Origin of the sequence: Ideonella azotifigens (assembly GCF_021043325.1) — a bacterium.
GTDB lineage: Bacteria > Pseudomonadota > Gammaproteobacteria > Burkholderiales > Burkholderiaceae_C > Ideonella > Ideonella azotifigens.
Map to the genome: position 1 here is coordinate 60940 of NZ_JAJNKD010000021.1, position 18379 is coordinate 79318.

At 68.1% G+C, this 18379-nt stretch carries 15 protein-coding genes; 13 read left to right on the forward strand and 2 right to left on the reverse strand.

All coding sequences use genetic code 11. The features are described from left to right. Positions 1-241: 241 nt before the first annotated feature. On the reverse strand, positions 242-2389 hold the full coding sequence (uvrB, locus tag LRH25_RS28690) for an excinuclease ABC subunit UvrB (RefSeq protein WP_141284666.1): 2148 nt from the start codon (positions 2387-2389) through the stop codon (positions 242-244). Between the two features lie 188 nt (positions 2390-2577). Here uvrB and LRH25_RS28695 point away from each other — a divergent pair, with 188 nt between their 5' ends. The 8 genes from LRH25_RS28695 to LRH25_RS28730 all read left to right on the forward strand — a co-directional run bounded on the left by LRH25_RS28695 (position 2578) and on the right by LRH25_RS28730 (position 9865). Next, on the forward strand, positions 2578-3789 hold the full coding sequence (locus tag LRH25_RS28695) for an amino acid aminotransferase (RefSeq protein WP_141284664.1): 1212 nt from the start codon (positions 2578-2580) through the stop codon (positions 3787-3789). Positions 3790-3823: 34 nt separating this feature from the next. After that, on the forward strand, positions 3824-4516 hold the full coding sequence (locus LRH25_RS28700; RefSeq protein WP_231012990.1) for a DUF6445 family protein: 693 nt from the start codon (positions 3824-3826) through the stop codon (positions 4514-4516). A 237-nt stretch (positions 4517-4753) separates the two neighbouring features. Further along, complete coding sequence (locus tag LRH25_RS28705) at positions 4754-6211, forward strand: polyhydroxyalkanoate depolymerase (RefSeq protein ID WP_141284662.1); 1458 nt, start codon at positions 4754-4756, stop codon at positions 6209-6211. Positions 6212-6244: 33 nt separating this feature from the next. Next, positions 6245-6958, forward strand: a complete 714-nt coding sequence (gene rsxB / locus LRH25_RS28710) for an electron transport complex subunit RsxB (RefSeq protein WP_231012991.1) — start codon at positions 6245-6247, stop codon at positions 6956-6958. A gap of 74 nt (positions 6959-7032) precedes the next feature. Continuing rightward, entirely contained in the window at positions 7033-7671 is a 639-nt protein-coding gene (nth, locus tag LRH25_RS28715) for an endonuclease III (RefSeq protein ID WP_141284708.1), read from the forward strand. 100 nt (positions 7672-7771) lie between these two features. Further along, entirely contained in the window at positions 7772-8224 is a 453-nt protein-coding gene (locus LRH25_RS28720; protein WP_231012992.1) for a hypothetical protein, read from the forward strand. After that, positions 8202-8729 carry a hypothetical protein gene (locus tag LRH25_RS28725; protein ID WP_141288358.1) on the forward strand — a complete coding sequence of 176 codons (528 nt, stop codon included), beginning with the start codon at positions 8202-8204 and terminating at the stop codon, positions 8727-8729. Before LRH25_RS28720 ends, LRH25_RS28725 begins: the two co-directional genes overlap by 23 nt. A 128-nt stretch (positions 8730-8857) precedes the next feature. Then, the gene (locus LRH25_RS28730; protein WP_141288357.1) at positions 8858-9865 is read left to right on the forward strand and encodes a D-2-hydroxyacid dehydrogenase family protein; all 1008 of its coding nucleotides are present in this window, start codon (positions 8858-8860) and stop codon (positions 9863-9865) included. A gap of 18 nt (positions 9866-9883) precedes the next feature. Here LRH25_RS28730 and upp read toward each other — a convergent pair whose 3' ends face one another. Next, on the reverse strand, positions 9884-10525 hold the full coding sequence (upp, locus tag LRH25_RS28735) for a uracil phosphoribosyltransferase (RefSeq protein WP_141288356.1): 642 nt from the start codon (positions 10523-10525) through the stop codon (positions 9884-9886). Positions 10526-10743: 218 nt separating this feature from the next. On the opposite strand from upp, the gene nosR reads away from it, so the two are divergent. From nosR to LRH25_RS28760, 5 genes are read left to right on the forward strand one after another with little or no spacing between them, the layout of a single operon-like run. Beyond that, positions 10744-12147, forward strand: coding sequence for a response regulator c-di-GMP phosphodiesterase, NosR family (nosR, locus tag LRH25_RS28740; protein WP_141288355.1), 1404 nt, complete (start codon positions 10744-10746; stop codon positions 12145-12147). Beyond that, positions 12140-14305 carry a PAS domain S-box protein gene (locus LRH25_RS28745; protein ID WP_141288354.1) on the forward strand — a complete coding sequence of 722 codons (2166 nt, stop codon included), beginning with the start codon at positions 12140-12142 and terminating at the stop codon, positions 14303-14305. Before nosR ends, LRH25_RS28745 begins: the two co-directional genes overlap by 8 nt. Next, the gene (locus LRH25_RS28750) at positions 14305-17295 is read left to right on the forward strand and encodes an EAL domain-containing protein (RefSeq protein WP_231012993.1); all 2991 of its coding nucleotides are present in this window, start codon (positions 14305-14307) and stop codon (positions 17293-17295) included. The genes LRH25_RS28745 and LRH25_RS28750 overlap by 1 nt, the downstream gene beginning before the upstream one ends. Beyond that, positions 17292-17504 carry a hypothetical protein gene (locus tag LRH25_RS28755; RefSeq protein ID WP_231012994.1) on the forward strand — a complete coding sequence of 71 codons (213 nt, stop codon included), beginning with the start codon at positions 17292-17294 and terminating at the stop codon, positions 17502-17504. Before LRH25_RS28750 ends, LRH25_RS28755 begins: the two co-directional genes overlap by 4 nt. Continuing rightward, entirely contained in the window at positions 17497-18357 is an 861-nt protein-coding gene (locus tag LRH25_RS28760; protein WP_141290298.1) for an HDOD domain-containing protein, read from the forward strand. The genes LRH25_RS28755 and LRH25_RS28760 overlap by 8 nt, the downstream gene beginning before the upstream one ends. Positions 18358-18379: the final 22 nt, after the last annotated feature.

An 18379-nucleotide genomic window follows, 5' to 3' on the forward strand; every position in this document is an offset into this window, starting at 1 on the left:
TCTGGTCCCGCGGCCGGCTTCCTCACCGGCTCCCGGTGGGCTGGGCGGATGACCGCTTTCGCGCCGGGTTAACCCTCGGAAGATCCCGAGTGATTTGCTCGATTATAGGCGAAGCCGAGTCTTTTAGTCGTGTATCCCGGTCAAAGGTTCCGTGGTCTGGCGGGAAATTTCCTTACCCGGCGTCCGGTCATGCAGGCCCCGGAAAAGCAACGGAAATGGCGCGCTCCCAGGGAAACCAGGCTCAGCGGCTGGCGGCGACCAGGCTCACGGCACTGCTGTCGTGCGTGCTGCCGCCGCCAAAAGCCTGTTCTCGCAACAGGGCCAATTGGTCGCGAATGCGGGCCGCCTTCTCGAACTCCAGGCTCTTTGCATGCTCCAGCATCTGCTTTTCCAGCAGCTTGATGCGCTTGCTGAGGTCCTTCTCGCTCATCGCCTCGACCTCGGCCGCCTGTTGCGCGAAGCGCAGGTCGTCCTTGCCCGACTTTTCCGCCACCACGCCGTCGATCATCTCGCGCACCTGCTTGCGGATGCCGCGCGGCACGATGCCATTGGCCTCGTTGAACGCGACCTGCTTGGCGCGGCGGCGCTCGGTTTCGTCCATCGCGCGGCGCATCGAGTCGGTGATGCGGTCAGCGTAGAGGATGGCGCGGCCATTCACATTGCGCGCCGCCCGGCCAATCGTCTGCACCAGGCTGCGCTCGGCGCGCAGAAAGCCTTCCTTGTCGGCGTCCAGGATGGCCACCAGGCTGACCTCGGGGATGTCCAGCCCTTCGCGCAGCAGGTTGATACCCACCAGCACATCGAACACACCCAGCCGCAGGTCGCGCAGGATCTCGACGCGTTCCACGGTGTCGATGTCCGAGTGCAGGTAGCGCACCTTCACGCCGTTGTCGGTCAGGTAGTCGGTCAGTTGCTCGGCCATGCGCTTGGTCAGCGTGGTGATCAGCACCCGCTCGCCCTTCTCCACCGTCTCGCGGATCTCCTGCAGCACGTCGTCGACCTGCTGCTGCGCCGGCCGCACTTCCACGATGGGATCCACCAGCCCGGTGGGCCGCACAAGCTGCTCGACCACTTGGCCGGCGTGCTGCTTCTCGTAGTCCGCCGGCGTGGCCGAGACGAACACGCACTGCCGCATCTTGGTCTCGAACTCGGCGAACTTCAGTGGCCGGTTGTCCAGCGCGCTGGGCAGGCGAAAGCCGTATTCCACCAGCGTGGTCTTGCGCGCCCGGTCGCCGTTGTACATGCCGCTGAACTGGCCGATCAGCACATGGCTTTCGTCCAGGAACATCAGCGCGTCCTTGGGCATGTAGTCCACCATCGTCGGCGGCGGGTCGCCGGGTGCGGCGCCCGAAAGATGGCGGCTGTAGTTCTCGATGCCCTTGCAGTGGCCAACCTCCTGCAGCATCTCCAGGTCGAAGCGGGTACGCTGCTCCACGCGCTGCGCCTCCACCAGCTTGCCTTCCTTGACGAAAAACGCCAGCCGCTCGCGCAGCTCGGTCTTGATGGCGTCGATGGCCGCCAGCACCCGGTCACGCGGTGTCACGTAGTGGCTGGAGGGGTAGATCGTGAAGCGCGGCACTTTCTGCTGGACCCTGCCGGTCAGCGGGTCCAGCAGCGACAGCGCCTCGACCTCGTCGTCGAACAGCTCGATGCGCACCGCCAGCTCCGAATGCTCGGCCGGGAAGACGTCGATCGTGTCGCCGCGCACGCGGAAGCTGCCGCGCGAGAAGTCGGTCTCGTTGCGGGTGTACTGCATGCGGATCAGCTGGGCGATCACGTCGCGCTGGCCCATCTTGTCGCCGTTGCGCAAGATGAAGCGCATCTGCGTGTAGTCCTCCGGCTTGCCAATGCCGTAGATCGCGCTGACCGAGGCGACAACGATGGTGTCGCGCCGCTCCAGCACGCTCTTGGTGGCCGACAGCCGCATCTGCTCGATGTGCTCGTTGATCGCCGAATCCTTCTCGATGAAAAGGTCCCGCTGAGGCACGTAAGCCTCGGGCTGGTAATAGTCGTAGTAGCTGACGAAGTACTCGACCGCGTTCTTCGGGAAGAACTCGCGGAACTCGCTGTACAGCTGCGCCGCCAGCGTCTTGTTCGGCGCAAACACGATGGCCGGCCGGCCCATGCGGGCGATCACGTTGGCCATCGTGAAGGTCTTGCCCGAGCCGGTCACGCCCAGCAGCGTCTGGTAGGCCAGCCCGTCCTGTATGCCTTCGACCAGCTGCGCAATCGCCGTCGGCTGATCCCCCGCTGGCGGGTAGGGCTGGTACAGCTGGAACGGCGAATCCGGGAAACTGACGAACTCGCCCTCGGGGAAGCCTTCGGCATCCAGCGAGACTGCCTTCGCGCCAGTGCCCGCACCCACACCTGCACCTGCACCTGCATCCATTCCAGCGCCCGTTCCCAGGCCCGTGAGTTCCGACATCGGGTCTTTCCCCCTTCAACGCTTAAAATCCGCAAGCTCGGCGCGAGTTGCACGCCGGGCCAACCTGACAGCGTAGCGCATCCCAAACGGCCGCGCCGACTGTCGATGCCTTTGCCGCCCCGGCGCCTCCTCCGATCCACAGGACTGCTTCCATGTCTTCCTCCGCCTCGTCGCTGTTCGCCGCCGTTGAAATGGCGCCTCGCGATCCGATCCTCGGCCTCAACGAACAGTTCAACGCCGACACCAATCCCGCCAAGGTCAACCTCGGCGTCGGCGTCTACACCGATGCCAACGGCAAGCTGCCGCTGCTGGCCTGCGTGAAAGCCGCCGAGGCCCAACTGGTCGAAGCCGCCCGCGCCCGCGGCTACCTGCCAATTGATGGCATTGCCGCGTATGACAAGGCCGTGCAGGCCCTGGTCTTCGGCGAAGGCAGCCCGCTGCTGGCGGAAGGCCGCGTCGCCACGGTGCAGGCCATTGGCGGCACCGGCGGCCTGAAGCTGGGGGCCGACTTCCTGAAGAAGCTGAACCCCACCGCCAAGGTGCTGATCAGCGACCCGAGCTGGGAAAACCACCGCGCGCTGTTCACCAACGCCGGCTTCACAGTCGACACCTACCCCTACTACGACGCCGACAAGCAAGGCGTGAACTTCGACGGCATGCTGGCCGCGCTGAACAGCGCCGCCGCCGGCACCGTCGTCGTGCTGCACGCCTGCTGCCACAACCCGACCGGCTACGACATCCTGCCGGCCCAGTGGGAACAGGTCATCGCCGCGGTCAAGGCGCGCGGCCTGGTTGCCTTCCTCGACATGGCCTACCAGGGCTTTGGCGACGGCATCCAGGAAGACGGCGCCGTGATCGGCCAGTTCGTTGCCGCCGGCATCGACTTCTTCGTCTCCACCTCGTTCTCCAAGAGCTTCTCCCTCTACGGCGAGCGGGTCGGCGGCCTGTCGGTCGTCTGCGCCAGCAAGGACGAAACGGCGCGCGTGCTCTCTCAGCTGAAGATCACCATCCGCACCAACTACTCCAACCCGCCCACGCACGGCGCGCAGATCGTCGCCACCGTGCTGACCACCCCCGCGCTGCGCGCCCAGTGGGAAGAAGAACTGGCCGGCATGCGCAACCGCATCAAGAAGATGCGCGGTGCGTTCGTCGAGCAGCTGAAGGCGGCAGGCGTGACCCGCGACTTCAGCTTCATCACCACCCAGCGCGGCATGTTCAGCTACTCCGGCCTGACCAAGCCCCAGATGGAACGCCTGCGCAACGAGTTCGGCGTCTACGGCGTGGACTCCGGCCGCATCTGCGTGGCTGCGCTGAACGAGCACAACATCGGCTACGTCACCCAGTCCATCGCCAAGGTGATCTGAAACCGAGCCCGCGGGGCAAGGGCACAATCGCCGCATGGCTGTGCTCTCCCCCGCGCCCGGTATGCCCAAGGCCCACCGGCTGATCTACCGCCCGCCGCTGCTCGGCCGGGACTATTGGATCCTCGACAACGCCCTGCCCGACCCGCTTGCGGTGCGCCAGCGCCTGCTGCAGCGCGACGATTGGGTTCTGGGCGCGCCGCACCGGCCGGAGGCCTGGCCGGGGCAGCGGGCCCAGCCGGCGCTCACGGCGGATGAGCTGGCCCCGCTGGAAGCGTGGGCGCGGCAGCAGACTGGCCAGAAGAAGCTGTTTGCCGTGAGCCTGCCGGGCAAGACTGGCCCGCAGTTCAACCACAACTGCGTGCAGCTGGTGGGCGCAGGCGAGAGCGGCGCCAAGCCGCACACCGACTCGCGCCGCCTGTGCAAATACGCCGCGGTGCTGTACCTGAACCCGGACGTGCCTGACCATTGCGGCACCGCGCTCTACCGCGTGCGCCTGCCGGACGGCTCGCTGGGTGGCAACACCTTGCCCGCCCGTTTCGCCAACCTGGTCGAGGCGCTGGACACCCGCTTCGTGCCGCCCGACCTGTTCGTCGAAGACGTTGCGATTGACCACCGCTTCAACCGGATGCTGGTCTACAAGGCCGACCTGATCCACAGCGCCACCGCCTACTGGGGCAACACGCCGGAGACCAAGCGCATGAGCGTGGTCATGTTCTGGATGGCCTGAGCAAGCGGCTGAACTGGCCCGTCGCGGCGCCGCTTTTTCGCGCTGCAGCATGCAGGCAACTGCTGCCCAATGGGTGCCAAGTCGCTGCCAATCGGTGCAAGTGCTGATCGTGGCACTACCGATGCGCAAATTTTTGCTGCAGTGCACAATTGCAGAATTCGGTCCATGGAGGACGCTGGCGCGCTGCCAAAGCCAGCCGCCGGCTCACCTCGCCGGGCCACCCCAACAGGAGCCCGCATGCTCTACCAGCTCTATGAAACCCAACGCGCGCTGATGGCGCCGTTTGCCGAATTCGCCAGTGCCTCGGCCAAGCTGTACAGCCATCCGCTGTCGCCGTTCACGCACACGCCCATGGCCCAGCGCGTGGCCGCCGGCCTGGACCTGATGCACCGGCTGGCCAAGGACTACGAAAAGCCCACCTTCAACATCCAGACCGTGCGCGTGGACGGCGTGGACGTCGCCGTGCAGGAACAGGTCGCGGTGGAAAAGCCTTTCTGCCGACTGGTGCGCTTCAAGCGCTTCTCGGACGATGCCACCGCGCTGGGCGACATGAAGGCGCAGCCGGTGGTGCTGGTCGTGGCCCCCTTGTCCGGCCACCATGCCACATTGCTGCGCGACACCATCAAGAGCCTGCTGCAGGGCCACAAGGTCTACATCACCGACTGGACCGACGCCCGCATGGTGCCGCTGGAAGCCGGCCCGTTCCACCTGGCCGACTACATCGCCTACATCCAGGAATTCATCCGCCACATCGGCCCCGAGGTCAATGTGATCTCGGTCTGCCAGCCCACGGTGCCGGTGCTGGCTGCCATCTCGCTGATGGCCACGCACAAGGAATTCACGCCACGCACGATGATCATGATGGGCGGCCCGATCGACGCCCGCAAATCGCCCACCGCGGTGAACAACCTGGCGATGAACAAGAGCTTCGAGTGGTTCGAGAACAACGTGATCTACCGCGTGCCGCAGAACTTCCCCGGCGCGGGCCGCGCGGTCTATCCCGGCTTCCTGCAGCACACCGGCTTCGTTGCGATGAACCCGGACCGCCACGTCAGCTCGCACTACGACTACTTCCTGGACCTGGTGCGGGGTGACGACGACAGCGCCGAAACCCATCGCCAGTTCTACGACGAATACAACGCCGTGCTGGACATGCCGGCCGAGTATTACCTGGACACCATCAAGACCGTGTTCCAGGAGTTCGCGCTGGTCCATGGCACCTGGGAAGTCGATGGCACCCAGGTCCGGCCGCAGGACATCCGCAACACCGCGCTGCTGACCATCGAAGGCGAGCTGGACGACATCTCCGGCGCTGGCCAGACGCGCGCCGCGCACCAGTTGTGCACCGGCATCCCGCCGGAGCACCAGCAGCACTACGACGTGGTCGGTGCAGGCCATTACGGCATCTTCTCCGGCCGCCGCTGGCGCGAGAAGGTCTACCCGGAAGTGTGCGAGTTCATCCGCCGCTTCAACCCGGCCGAATCGCTGCCCAGCGCGGTGCCTGTTGCGCCGGAAGCCATCCCGGCAGACGAACCTGCTGCCGCCCCCAAGCCAGCCCGCAAGGTGGCCGCTCGCGCCGCTGCGAAGGTGCCGGCCAAGACCGAAGCCAAGGCTGCGGTCAAGCTGGCCGCCAAGGCGCCGGTGAAAGCCGCTGCCAAGCGCAGCGCGACGCCGCGCAAGAAGTCACAGGCCTGAGGGAGCGAAGCCCGCCAGCGGGATAATCCGAGGGTGACGCTCGCGCCCTTCCCGCCTCCCGCATCCCCTTTGCCCACGCTGGCCGTCCGCATTGACGCGGCGCTGCCGCAGACCCAGTGCACCCGCTGCGGCTATCCGGACTGCCGCAGCTATGCCCAGGCCATCGCCGCGGGCGAGGCCGGCATCAACCAATGCCCGCCCGGCGGCGCGGAAGGCGTGGCCCGCCTCGCGGCATTGACTGGCCTACCCGTCCTGCCGCTGAACCCCGAGCACGGCCACGAAGGCCCGCGTGCGGTGGCCGTCATCGACGAAGCCTGGTGCATCGGCTGCACGTTGTGCATCAAGGCCTGCCCGGTGGACTGCATCAGCGGCGCAGCCAAGCGCATGCACACCGTCATCGAAGCCCAGTGCACCGGCTGCGAGCTGTGCGTGTCGGCCTGCCCGGTGGACTGCATCGCCATGCTGCCGGTCAGCGGCCAGGCCACTGGCTGGGCTGCATGGGAGAGCCAGCTGGCCGACGAGGCCCGCCAGCGCTACGCCTTCCACCAGTTCCGCACCACACGCGACAAGCGCGAGAACGACGAGCGCCTGGCCGCCAAGGCTGCCCACAAGCTGGCCGACCTGGCCGCCGCCAGCCAGCTCACCGACCCGGCCGCACTGGACCGCAAGCGCGCCATCGTCGAAGCCGCGATGGCCCGTGCCCGCGCCCAGCGCCAGCCCGCCCCTCCTGACGACAAGGCCCGATGAACGCCACCCGCCGCAACCCTGTCCCGCCTGCAGCCGCTCCCGAAGCCCTGGCCACGCCCGGCAGCTCGGCCCCAATGACGGACGCCCAGGTCGAACACTTCTTCGCCACGCTGCGCGCCGCCAACCCGCACCCCGAAACCGAACTGCAGTTCACCAATGTGTTCGAGCTGCTGGCCGCCGTGCTGCTGTCGGCCCAGGCGACCGACGTGGGCGTCAACAAGGCCACCCGCAAGCTGTTCGCGCTGGCGCCCACGCCGCAACGCATGCTGGCGCTGGGCCTCGAAGGCCTGGAAGCACAGATCAAGACCATTGGCCTCTACCGCACCAAGGCCAAGCATTTGCTGCAGACCTGCCGCATGCTGGTCGAGCAACATGGCGGCCGGGTGCCGCGCGAGCGCGAGGCGCTGGAGGCCTTGCCCGGCGTGGGCCGCAAGACCGCCAACGTGGTGCTGAACGTGGCCTTCGGCGAGCCGACGATGGCGGTCGACACGCACATCTTCCGTGTGGGCAACCGCACCGGCCTGGCGCTGGGCAAGAACCCGCTGGCGGTCGAGCAGGTGCTGCTGCGCCGCGTGCCGCCGGCCTACCGGGTGGACGCCCACCACTGGCTGATCCTGCACGGCCGCTACGTCTGCCAGGCCCGGCTGCCACGCTGCGCGGCCTGCCAGGTGGCAGTGGACTGCCAGTTCCAGCCCAAGACAGCCACACGCTGAGCGGCTGGGGCCGTTTCCCGGTCTTTTCCGGGCTTTGGACACGAAAGGGAATCTCAACAATCCCCTCATGTTCTCACTGCCTTTGACCGATGAAGCTCGCATGAGCCCCACACGCCTGCTTCAACGCCTGCTGCGCCGCCGCCCCTCGGCGACGGTGCCGCCCAGCCGCATTGAAATCCGGCCGCCCGCGCTGTGGGGCCAGGCCGAGCCGGTCTGGCAGTCGGTGTGGAGCTGGATGCGCCAGTCGCCGGCCACCGGCGGTGCCCGACCCACCGTGCTGGACAAGGCCAGGCAGGACTTCTGCGCCGCGCTGGGCGACCTGCACGGCGAGGCCACGCACGACCTGTCGCGCCGCGCCTGCCATGCCCGCTCGCTGCGCGAGCTGTGGCACCTGCGCGCCGAGCTCTACAACCTGATCGCTTTCCACCTGAACCAGACCGAGGCCGACCGCCGGCTGGCGCAGGTGAACCGCCATTTCCCGGCCCGCGCCGCGGGCACGGCCACGAATGTCTTGCAGTCGACTGATCGCCATGCCCAACGCCACAATTCCTGAGCGCCGCGCACCGGCATTTGCCAACACCTTGCCCGGGTCCTCGCTGCTGAGCGAGCTGGACAGCGTGATGCCCAGCGCCTTCGACGCCGAACTGGCGGCCGCCGGCCTGCCGGCCGAACGCGCTGCCCGCATTGCCGCCCGACGCGCCTTCGTCGAGATGAAACACATCTTCATGCGCGCCGTGGCCACCATGAAGGACCGCAAGGGCGAATGGCTGCGCAACCAGGTGCGGCTGGCCAACGAACCGCTGGACCTGTGGCTGCTGCGCGGCCCGGTGCTGGCCGCCCTGCGCCAGACCGACGGCGAAACCCGCGGCCTGCGCGCCGAGCTCTACCGCGGGCTGGACAGCCTGTTCCCGCACGCCCACGGCCACGGCACATCCGCTGCAGCGGCCATCGGTGGCCCGGTCACGCTGCCGCCGCTGAACCTGCCCGAACCCTGGGCCATCCAGGCCATGGACGCGATGCGCAGCCTGGCCGAGCACCAGAAGGCCGCGCGCCGCTGAAGCTGAAGCCGCCGTTCAACCCTCCAGCCGATACACCTGACACAGCTGGTATGGCTTCCGGCTGCTGAAGTAACGTCCTGAGGCCCCACGGCCCGGGCGGAGGCTGCATCACGGTGCAAAATCGCGGGGTGAACATCATCATCCTCGACGACTACCAGGACGCCGTGCGCAAGCTCAACTGCGCATCGGCACTGAATCATCTGCAGGCCAAGGTCTTCACCAACACCGTCAAGGGCCAAGGCCAGTTGTCGGTGCGCCTGCGCGATGCGGAGGTGCTGGTGGCCATCCGCGAACGCACGCAGTTCAACCGCGCCCTGCTGGAGAAGCTGCCCAAGCTGAGGCTGATCTCGCAGACCGGCCGCGTGGGCCCGCACATCGACGTGGACGCCTGCACCCGGCTGGGCATTGCCGTGGCAGAAGGCGTCGGCTCGCCGCATGCGCCGGCCGAGCTGACCTGGGCGCTGATCATGGCCGCCATGCGCAGGCTGCCGCAGTACATCGGCAACCTCAAGCACGGCGCCTGGCAACAATCCGGCCTGAAGTCGGCCTCGATGCCGCCCAACTTCGGCCTGGGCCTGCAGCTGCGCGGCCGCATCCTTGGCGTGTGGGGCTACGGCAAGATCGGCGCGCTGGTGGCCGGCTACGGCAAGGCCTTTGGCATGGACGTGCGCATCTGGGCCAGCGAAGCCAGCCGCGAGCGTGCCCAGGCCGACGGCTGGGCCACGTTCGACAGCCGAGACGCATTGTTCGAGCAGAGCGATGTGCTCAGCGTGCACCTGCGCCTGTCTGACCGCAACCGCCACGGCGTCACGCATGCCGATCTGGCGAAGATGAAACCGACCTCGCTGTTCGTCAACACCTCGCGCGCCGAGCTGGTCGAAGACGCCGCGCTGGTCTCGGCGCTGAACCGCGGCCGGCCCGGCATGGCCGCGGTGGACGTGTTCGAGTCCGAGCCCATCCTGCAGGGCCATCCGCTGCTGCGGCTGGAAAACGCCGTCTGCACGCCGCACATCGGCTACGTGGAGCAGGACAGCTACGAGCTCTATTTCACCGCCGCGTTCGACAACGTCGTCAACTTCGTCGGCGGCACGCCGTCCAACATCGTCAACCCGGACGCGCTGAAGGTCCTGCGCTGAGAGCGGGCCTGGCACGGCTCAGCGCGTGCCTTCGTCCTTGGTGCCGAAGATCTTGTCGCCCGCGTCGCCCAGGCCGGGAATGATGTAGCCCTGCTCGTTGAGGTGGCTGTCGATGGCGGCCGTCCAGCAGCGCACGTCCGGGTGGGCCGCCTCCAGCGCCTTGATGCCCTCGGGCGCGGCCACCAGCACCAGCGCGCGGATGTCCTTGCAGCCGCGGCGCTTGAGCAGGTCGATGGTGGCGATCATCGAGCCGGCCGTCGCCAGCATCGGGTCGACGATCAGCGCAGTACGCTGGTCCAGCGCACCGACGAACTTCTCGAAATAGTGCACCGGCTGCAGCGTTTCGTGGTCCCGCGCCAGGCCAACCACGCTGATCTTGGCGTTCGGCACCATGTCCAGCACGCCGTCCAGCATGCCCAGGCCGGCCCGCAGGATGGGCACCACCGTGACCTTGCGCCCCGCAATCTGCTCGACCTGCGTCGGGCCGCTCCAGCAGTCGATCATCACGTTTTCGAGCGGGAAGTCGGCCGTGGCCTCGTAGGCCAGCAGGCGCGCCAGCTCGCCGGTGATCTCGCGGAACTTCTTGGTCGAGATGTCGGATTCGCGCAGCAGGCCAACCTTGTGGCGGACCAACGGGTGGGGAACGGCGATGACGGGCATGGTGGCGATGCGACGGCGCAGCAAGGAGGATGGCCGGAGTGTAGTGGCGGCACCCGCGGGTAGTCCCCCACATCAAGCCGGCACAAATTCACGCACCGCCAACGCATGCCGCAGCGCCGCAGGCCGATAAGCAACTCAGGCGGCGAAGTCTGGCCGCACCCGAACCCGCTCGACGCGCCACGCGTCGCCCTGCACTGTTCCTGCCGTGACGCTTGCGCATGTCCGATGCCCTGACCCCCGTACCAGCCGGCCCCGCGCTCGACGCGCCACCGGTCACCCTGATGCTGGTGGACGATGAAGCCTCGGTGCTGAGCGCCCTGCGGCGCCTCTTCCGCACCCAGGGCTACCGCATCCTGCAAGCCACCAGCGGGGCAGACGGCCTGGCACTGCTGCAGCAGGAAACCGTGGACCTGGTGATCTCCGACATGCGCATGCCAGAGATGGACGGCGCCCAGTTCCTGGAGAAGGTGCGCGCCCGCTGCCCCGGCACGGTGCGCATCCTGCTGACCGGCTATGCCGACATCAGCGCCACGATTGCCGCGATCAACTGCGGCGAGATCCACCGCTACATCGCCAAGCCCTGGGAAGACCAGGACCTGCTGCTCGTGGTGCGCGAGGCCCTGACCCGGCGTGACCTGGAACAGCAGAACAACCGCCTGCTGGCCCTCACGCAAAGCCAGAACCAGGCCCTGGCCGAACTCAACCAGGGGCTGGAAAACCGCGTCAAGTCCCGCACCGCCGAGATCGAGCAGATCAATGCGATGCTGAACAAGGCCTATGAAGAACTGAACCAGAACTTCATGGTCGCGGTCACCGTCTTCAGCGGCCTGATGGAAATGCGCCAGGACGGCATTGCCGGCCACTCGCGCCGGGTCGCCTCGCTGGCGCGCCGCACCGCTGCCGCCCTGAAGCTCGACGAGCGTTCCCAGCAGGACATCTACCTCGCAGCGCTGCTGCACGACATCGGCAAGATCGGCTTTCCGGACAAGATGCTGGGCAAACCGGTCTCGACCTACTCGCCAGACGAGATGGCGCGCTACCGCAAGCATCCGCGGGACGGTGAAGCCGCGCTGATGCCGCTGGCCCAGTTGCAGACGGTGGGCCGCATCGTGCGCCAGCACCATGAGCGGCTGGACGGCAACGGTTTTCCTGACGGCCTGGCCGGCGACGAAATCCTGATCGGCGCGCGCATCGTCTCGGCCGCCAGCGACTACGACGGCATGGTGCACGGCGGACTGGCAGAAAAGTGCTTCAGCCCGGAGTCCGCGCTGCGAGCCCTGGCCAACGGCGCCGGCACCCGCTACGACCCTCGCGTGGTGGCAGCGCTGGAGCTGGCACTGCAGACCCCCGATGCATCCGAAAGCAACGACATCGCGGTCGAAGCCCCGGACCTCAAGCCCGGCATGGTGCTGGCGCGCGACCTGCTGTCGCCCAAGGGCTCGCTGCTACTGGCCGCCGGCTATGTGTTTGACGCCCGGGTCATCCGCCAGGTGCGCGACTTCGTCAGCAGCGAGGGCCTGAAGCTCGCACTGCGCATCCGCAAGGACTCGCTGCCCAGCGCGCGCGCGTTGACCGGCAACAGCGCCAGCGGCGCGGCCCCCCAGGACAAACAACATGCGTGACGATCTGCGCCCGGTCACGCCCCGCGCCCTGCCCTCCAACGGCCTGCACAGCCTGCTGCCGCTGTTGCTGGACGCCGTCACCGTGCCCACCTATGTGCATGCCGGCGGCCCCATCCTGCACGCCAACCCGGCGATGCTGCGGCTGGCCGGCCATGAACTGGACGCGCTGCGCCGCTTTCACCATTCAGCACTCTGCGACGAAGCCGGCCAGCCGGGCCTGCAGGCCTATGGCGAGGCCTGCCTGAGCCCGGCAGGCGATCCGCCGGCCATGGAGCTGCAGTTGATCACTGCCCACGGCGCGACGCGCCAGGTCGAGATCAACGGTCGCCGCGTGATGTTCGACGGCCAGCCTTGCGTGATCGTCACCTGCCAGGACCTCAGCGACATCCAGCACGTGCAGAGCAGCCTGCTGCAAGTCAGCCAGTTGCTGAACCAGATCATCAACGGCGGCCCGGTCGCGACCTTCGTGGTCGACCGGGACCACCGCGTCACCCACTGGAACAAGGCCTGCGAGCGGCTGACCGGCCGCCTGGCGTGGGAGATGCTGGGCCGCACCGAGTACTGGCGCGCCTTCTACAACCATGAACGCCCGCTGCTGGCCGACATGATCGTCGACGGCGTCAAGCTGAACGAACTCAAGAACCACTACCAGGACGCCGTCAAGCCTTCGCAGGAACTGCAGGATGCCTACGAAGGCGAAACCTTTTTCCCTGCGCTCAAGGAAGGCGAAGAAGGCCGCTGGCTGTTCTTCACCGCGGCACCGCTGCGCGATCCGCAGGGCGAGCTGATCGGTGCGATCGAAACGCTGCAGGACGTGACCCAGCGGCGCAAGGCCGAGGAAGAGCTGACGCGCCACCGCAACCAGCTCGAACAGTTGGTGGAGGAGCGCTCGGCCGAGCTCGGTGGCACGGTGCGCCAGCTGGCCGCCTTCATGGAGAACTCGCCCATCGGCATTCTGCACACCATGGACGGCCGGGTGGTGCACAACAACCAGACCCTGGCCGCGATCTTCGGCCTGCCGGGCGGCTCGGCCGTCGGCATGGCCGGGGCCGACTTCTTCCTCAGCGCCGAGGACCACGACGCCCTGACCCAGCTGGCCAAGCCGCGCCTGGCCCAGGGCCTGCCGGTGCAGCACGAAATGTGGCTGCGCCACAGCAGCGGCTCGGCACTGTGGGTGCAGATGATCGCCTACGTGGCCGACATCCAGGACCTCAGCGCCGGCGCCTGGTGGCTGGTGCAGGACCGCACCGAATTCCGCCGCGCACAAGACGAACTGCAAAGCAACTTCGCCCGCATCCAGGAAACCAACCGCAAGCTCGAAGAAGCGCAGAACCAGCTGCTGCAGTCCGACAAGATGGCCTCGATCGGCCAGCTCGCGGCCGGCGTGGCGCACGAGATCAACAACCCGATCGGCTTCGTCGGCTCGAACCTGAACTCGCTCAAGACCTATGTGCAGGACCTGATGCGCTTGATCGACGGCTACCAGCAGGCCGAGTCGCAAGGCTTTGGCACCGAGACTCGCGCACCCCTGGCCGACATCAAGAAAAGCGTGGAGATGGACTACCTGCGCGAGGACCTGCCGCAGCTGCTCAGCGAAAGCGAGGACGGGCTGGCGCGGGTCAAGAAGATCGTGCAGGACCTGAAGGACTTCTCGCGCGTGGACCAGGCCGATTGGCAGGAGGCCGACCTCAACACCGGCCTGGAATCGACGCTCAACGTGGTCATGCACGAGGTCAAGTACAAGGCCGAGGTGATCAAGCAGCTCACGCCGCTGCCACTGGTGCGCTGCCTGGCCGCACAGCTCAACCAGGTCTTCATGAACCTGATCGTCAATGCCTCGCACGCCATTCAAGGCCGCGGCACCATCACGCTGTCCAGCGGCACCCAGGACGACTGGGTCTGGGTCGAGGTGCGCGACAGCGGCTGCGGCATGAACGAAGAGGTGCAGCGGCGCATCTTCGAGCCCTTCTTCACCACCAAGCCGGTGGGCAAGGGCACCGGCCTGGGCCTGTCGCTGTCGTTCTCCATCGTGCAGCGGCATGGCGGCTCGATCCGCCTGCAATCGGCCCCCGGCCAGGGCAGTGCCTTCCGGGTCTGGATCCCGGTGGCCGGCCCCGCTGCCGAAGGCGGCCTGCTGACCCCGCCAGGAAGCTTCTGATGCGCGCACCGCAAACCTCCCTGCCCGCACCATCGCCACCGGGCCTCGGTCTGTCCGCCGCCAGCGAGCTCGTGCCTCGGCATGCGGTGCAGTTGCTGACCCAGGCCCAGGCCGGGCTGGTGCTGCTTGACGGCGGCAACGTGCGGCTGGCCAATCCCGCGGCGGCGCAAATGTTCGGTTGTGAACCGCAACGGCTCATCGGCCAGCCCTGGCTGCGCTTCATTGCCAAGGCCGACCACCTGCAGGTGCTGGCGCAAAGGCAACGCCGCCTGGAAGGCGAGCCCGGCAAGGCCTATGACGTGCGTTGCGTGCGCCCGGACGGCAGCGAGTTCGACGGCAGGGTGTGCGGCCAGCTGGTCGACATCGACGGCCGGCCGGCCAACCTGCTGACCTTGTTCGACGTCAGCGAGCAGAAGGCGGCGCTGCGGCGAGCCGAATGGCATGCCGAGATGCTGGCCCGCAGCGAGGCCTTGTGCCGCAGCGGCTCGTTCGAGCTGGCATGGCCCAGCGGCCAGGTGATCAGCTCCAGCGGTTTGCGCATGCTGGTCGGCGAGGCCACGCCCGCGGCCGGGCCGGAGTTGATCGACGCCCTGCCCTGGGTGCCCGCCGACGAGCGCAGCCTGGTGGCCACGATCTGGCGCCATGCAGTGCTCGATGAACCGTTCGAATTCCAGCACCGCGTGCTGTGCGCAGACGGCCAACTGCTGACCGTGCTGCACCGCGGGGTGCTGCACCGGGCCAAGGATGGGCATGTGGGCCAGCACGGCATCGCCATCCTGCAGGACATCACGCAGCAGCGCCAGGCCGAGCACCGCATCCACGAGCTGGCCAACTTCGACGAAGTCACCGGCCTGCCGAACCGCACGAATTTCCTCGGCCAGATCGATGCCCATGCCCAGGCCGCACTTCGCGAGGAATGCGGCCTCACGCTGCATGTGATCGAGGTCCCGCGCATCGTCGAGCTGAAGGCCAGCATGGGCTTTGGCGCAGGCGACACGCTGGCCATGGCCATCGCCGCACGGCTGCGCCAGTTTTCCGACGAGCGCGAGGCCGTGGCCCACCTGGGCGACAGCGAGTTCGCGCTGCTGCAGCGGCACGAGGGGCCGCATGAGGTGGAAGCCGCCCGGGCCCGTGCGCAGGCGCTGCAGACCTGCCTGCAGCAGCCCGTGCTGCTGGGTGCCACCGATGTCTTCCCGCTGTGCCTGATCGGCATTGCCGCCTTTCCGGCCGACGGCGCCAGCGCCGAGGAACTGCTGGAGGCCGCACAGACCGCCAGGCTGGGCGCCGCGGCCACCGGCGGCGTGGCCTTCTTTCGGCCCGAATCGAATGCCCAGGCGGTGCGCGAGCTGCAGCTGGCCGCCGCGCTGCGCCACGCCATCGAGCGCAACGAGCTCACGGTGCTCTACCAGCCGCAGGTCAGCCTGGCCAGCGGCCAGATCATCGGCGCCGAGGCGCTGCTGCGCTGGCACTCGCCGGACTGGGGCCAGGTCTCGCCGACGGAATTCATCCCGGTCGCCGAGCGCGCCGGCCTGATCGGTGCGATCGACGACTGGGTGCTGCGCCAGGCCTGTGCCCAGTCGCTGGCCTGGCAGCGCCAAGGCCTGCCGCTGGTGCGCATCGGCGTCAATTTTTCGCCGCTGCAGTTCCAGCAGGGCGACGTGGCCCAGCAGGTGCAAAAAGCCTTGCTGGACACCGGTGCCGACCCGGCCTGCCTGGGCGTGGAGCTGACCGAAAGCACGCTGATGGACGACCCGGTGCGGGCCGCCGCGATGCTGTGCGAGCTGAAGTCCATCGGCATCGAGATCTCGCTGGACGACTTCGGCACCGGCTACTCCAGCCTCAGCTGCCTGCGCAGCCTGCCCATCGACGTGGTCAAGGTCGACCGCTCGTTTGTCAACGACGTGACCGCCGGCCCGGAAAGCGCCTCGGTCACCCGCTCCATCATCACCATGGCACACGGCCTGCAGATGCGGGTGATTGCCGAAGGCGTCGAAACCGAGGCCCAGCTCAGCCTGCTGCTGGCCAAGGGCTGCGACCAGATCCAGGGCTACTGGTTCAGCCCGCCGGTGCCGGCCGATGAGGTGGCCCGCATGCTGGCCGAGCACCGCTGCCTGCCCGAACACCTGACCACCCGCCGCAGCCGCCCGCGCACCTTGCTGCTGGTGGACGACGAGGAAAACATCGTCTCGGCCCTGAAGCGCCTGTTCCGGCGCGACGGTTACCGCGTCATCACCGCCTGCAGCGCCGCCGAGGGCCTGCAGCGCCTGGCCGAAACCGAGGTCGACGTGATCATTTCCGACCAGCGCATGCCAGGCATGACCGGCGTCGAGTTCCTGCGCCAGGCCAAGGCGCTGTACCCGGACACGGTGCGCATGACGCTCTCGGGCTTCACCGACCTGCAGTCCATCATCGATGCAGTCAACGAAGGCGCTGTCTACAAGTTCCTCACCAAGCCCTGGGACGACGAGCGCCTGCGCGCCCACGTGGTCGAAGCCTTCCGCCGCAAGGAGCTGGCCGACGAGAACCGCCGGCTGGACCTCGAGGTCACCGGTGCCAACCGCGAGATGGCCGAGCTGAATGCCCGCCTGGAGCGCCTGCTCGGCCAGCAGCGCGAACAGGCCGCCCTGCTGCAGACCAGCGCCGGCGGCGCCCATGAACTGCTGGACAGCCTGCCGCAAGCGGTGCTGGGTCTGGACCCGGATGGCTTGCTGGCCTATGTCAACGAGACCGCCCGCCAGTGGCTGCCGGCCGAACAACTGCCGCTGGGCATGGCCCCCGGGCCCTTGCTGGCACCGGCGCTGGCCTTGCCACCGGGCGGCACCGGCACCCTGCTCGTGCATGGCCAGCGCTGCCGGGCCTGGAAGCGCAGCATCTACACGCCCGACGGCCGCCCGCGCGGCGAAATGCTGGTGCTGATGTGCCCCCCGATGCCAGCCCCTTTCACCGCCGAGCCGCTGCTGCAGGCCACCGTTTCCGAGACCGCCCGATGACCGATCCCACCCTGCCCCGCCCCGCCTCGCCGCCCCCCGCGTCCGAACCGCAGGCCGCGGTCGCCCCCGCAGACGCGCGGCAACAGCAGCTGTTCCGCCACACCCTGCGCGAAAGCCGCATCCACCCGCTGGCGCCGTTGCTGCGCCGCTACCGCAGCCTGCGCACGCCGGCCGCACCCAACTCCGACGAAGAGACTCGGCATGCTTGACACCTACGGCCTGTCGCAGCTGCCGCACAAGGTCAAGGACCTGCCGGTGCTGCCCCAGGCGGTGCTGGAAGTGCTGCAGGTGCTGCGCAACGACAACCTGTCTGCGGAGCACTGCATCCAGCTGATCGAGAAGGACCCGGCATTGGCCGCGCGCACCCTGCGCCTGGCCAACTCGGCCTTCTACGGCGCCCCGGGCCGCGTGGCGCGCATCGCGGATGCCGTCAGCATGCTGGGCCTGCGCACCGTCTCGGGCGTGCTGGCCGCAGCGGCGCTGACCCAGGCCTTCCCGGCCAGCGCCTGCGCCGGCTTCGACTTCGCCGCCTACTGGCGCCACGGCCTCGCGGTGGCCATGAGCGCCCGCTCGCTGGCATCGCATTGCGGCCTGGATCCGGAGCAGGCCTTCCTGGCCGGCCTGATGCATGACATCGGCCAGCTGGTGCTGGCCGCCCACTTCCCGGCCGCCGGCAATGCGGTGCAGGCGCTGATGACCAGCACGGACGTGCCACGTGTGCGCGCCGAGCAAACCCTGCTCGGGCAGGACCATTGCCAGGTGGGCGCGCTGCTGGCCGTGCACTGGCGCTTTCCGGCGCCCATCGTCGAGGCCATTGCGCAGCACCATGCGCCGCCGCCAGCGGCGGCCTCGGCCCCAGCCGCACTGGACCTGACCGGCCTGGTGCATGCCTGCGACGCGGTGGCCCATGCGCTGGACCTCGCCGGCCTGGCCGAAGAAGCAGTACCGGAGATCGACCTATCCGTCTGGACCCGGCTGCGGCTGGACGAAGCCCGCGCCATGCGGCTGTTTGCCAGCGTCGAAGGCGGCGTGCGCGACATGTGCGCCGCGCTTTCGCTGTGAGGCCCGGTCCCGTGCGACCGCC

Excerpts from the sequence above, each read along its gene's own strand:
- LRH25_RS28725 (WP_141288358.1), top strand. The coding sequence starts at position 8,202 with ATGCCCAACGCCACAATTCCTGAGCGCCGCGCACCGGCATTTGCCAAC.
- LRH25_RS28760 (WP_141290298.1), top strand. The coding sequence starts at position 17,497 with ATGCTTGACACCTACGGCCTGTCGCAGCTGCCGCACAAGGTCAAGGAC.
- LRH25_RS28755 (WP_231012994.1), top strand. The coding sequence starts at position 17,292 with ATGACCGATCCCACCCTGCCCCGCCCCGCCTCGCCGCCCCCCGCGTCC.
- nosR (WP_141288355.1), top strand. The coding sequence starts at position 10,744 with ATGTCCGATGCCCTGACCCCCGTACCAGCCGGCCCCGCGCTCGACGCG.
- LRH25_RS28750 (WP_231012993.1), top strand. The coding sequence starts at position 14,305 with ATGCGCGCACCGCAAACCTCCCTGCCCGCACCATCGCCACCGGGCCTC.
- LRH25_RS28695 (WP_141284664.1), top strand. The coding sequence starts at position 2,578 with ATGTCTTCCTCCGCCTCGTCGCTGTTCGCCGCCGTTGAAATGGCGCCT.
- LRH25_RS28720 (WP_231012992.1), top strand. The coding sequence starts at position 7,772 with ATGAGCCCCACACGCCTGCTTCAACGCCTGCTGCGCCGCCGCCCCTCG.
- uvrB (WP_141284666.1), bottom strand. The coding sequence starts at position 2,389 with ATGGATGCAGGTGCAGGTGCAGGTGTGGGTGCGGGCACTGGCGCGAAG.
- LRH25_RS28700 (WP_231012990.1), top strand. The coding sequence starts at position 3,824 with ATGGCTGTGCTCTCCCCCGCGCCCGGTATGCCCAAGGCCCACCGGCTG.
- LRH25_RS28705 (WP_141284662.1), top strand. The coding sequence starts at position 4,754 with ATGCTCTACCAGCTCTATGAAACCCAACGCGCGCTGATGGCGCCGTTT.
- nth (WP_141284708.1), top strand. The coding sequence starts at position 7,033 with ATGACGGACGCCCAGGTCGAACACTTCTTCGCCACGCTGCGCGCCGCC.
- upp (WP_141288356.1), bottom strand. The coding sequence starts at position 10,525 with ATGCCCGTCATCGCCGTTCCCCACCCGTTGGTCCGCCACAAGGTTGGC.
- LRH25_RS28745 (WP_141288354.1), top strand. The coding sequence starts at position 12,140 with ATGCGTGACGATCTGCGCCCGGTCACGCCCCGCGCCCTGCCCTCCAAC.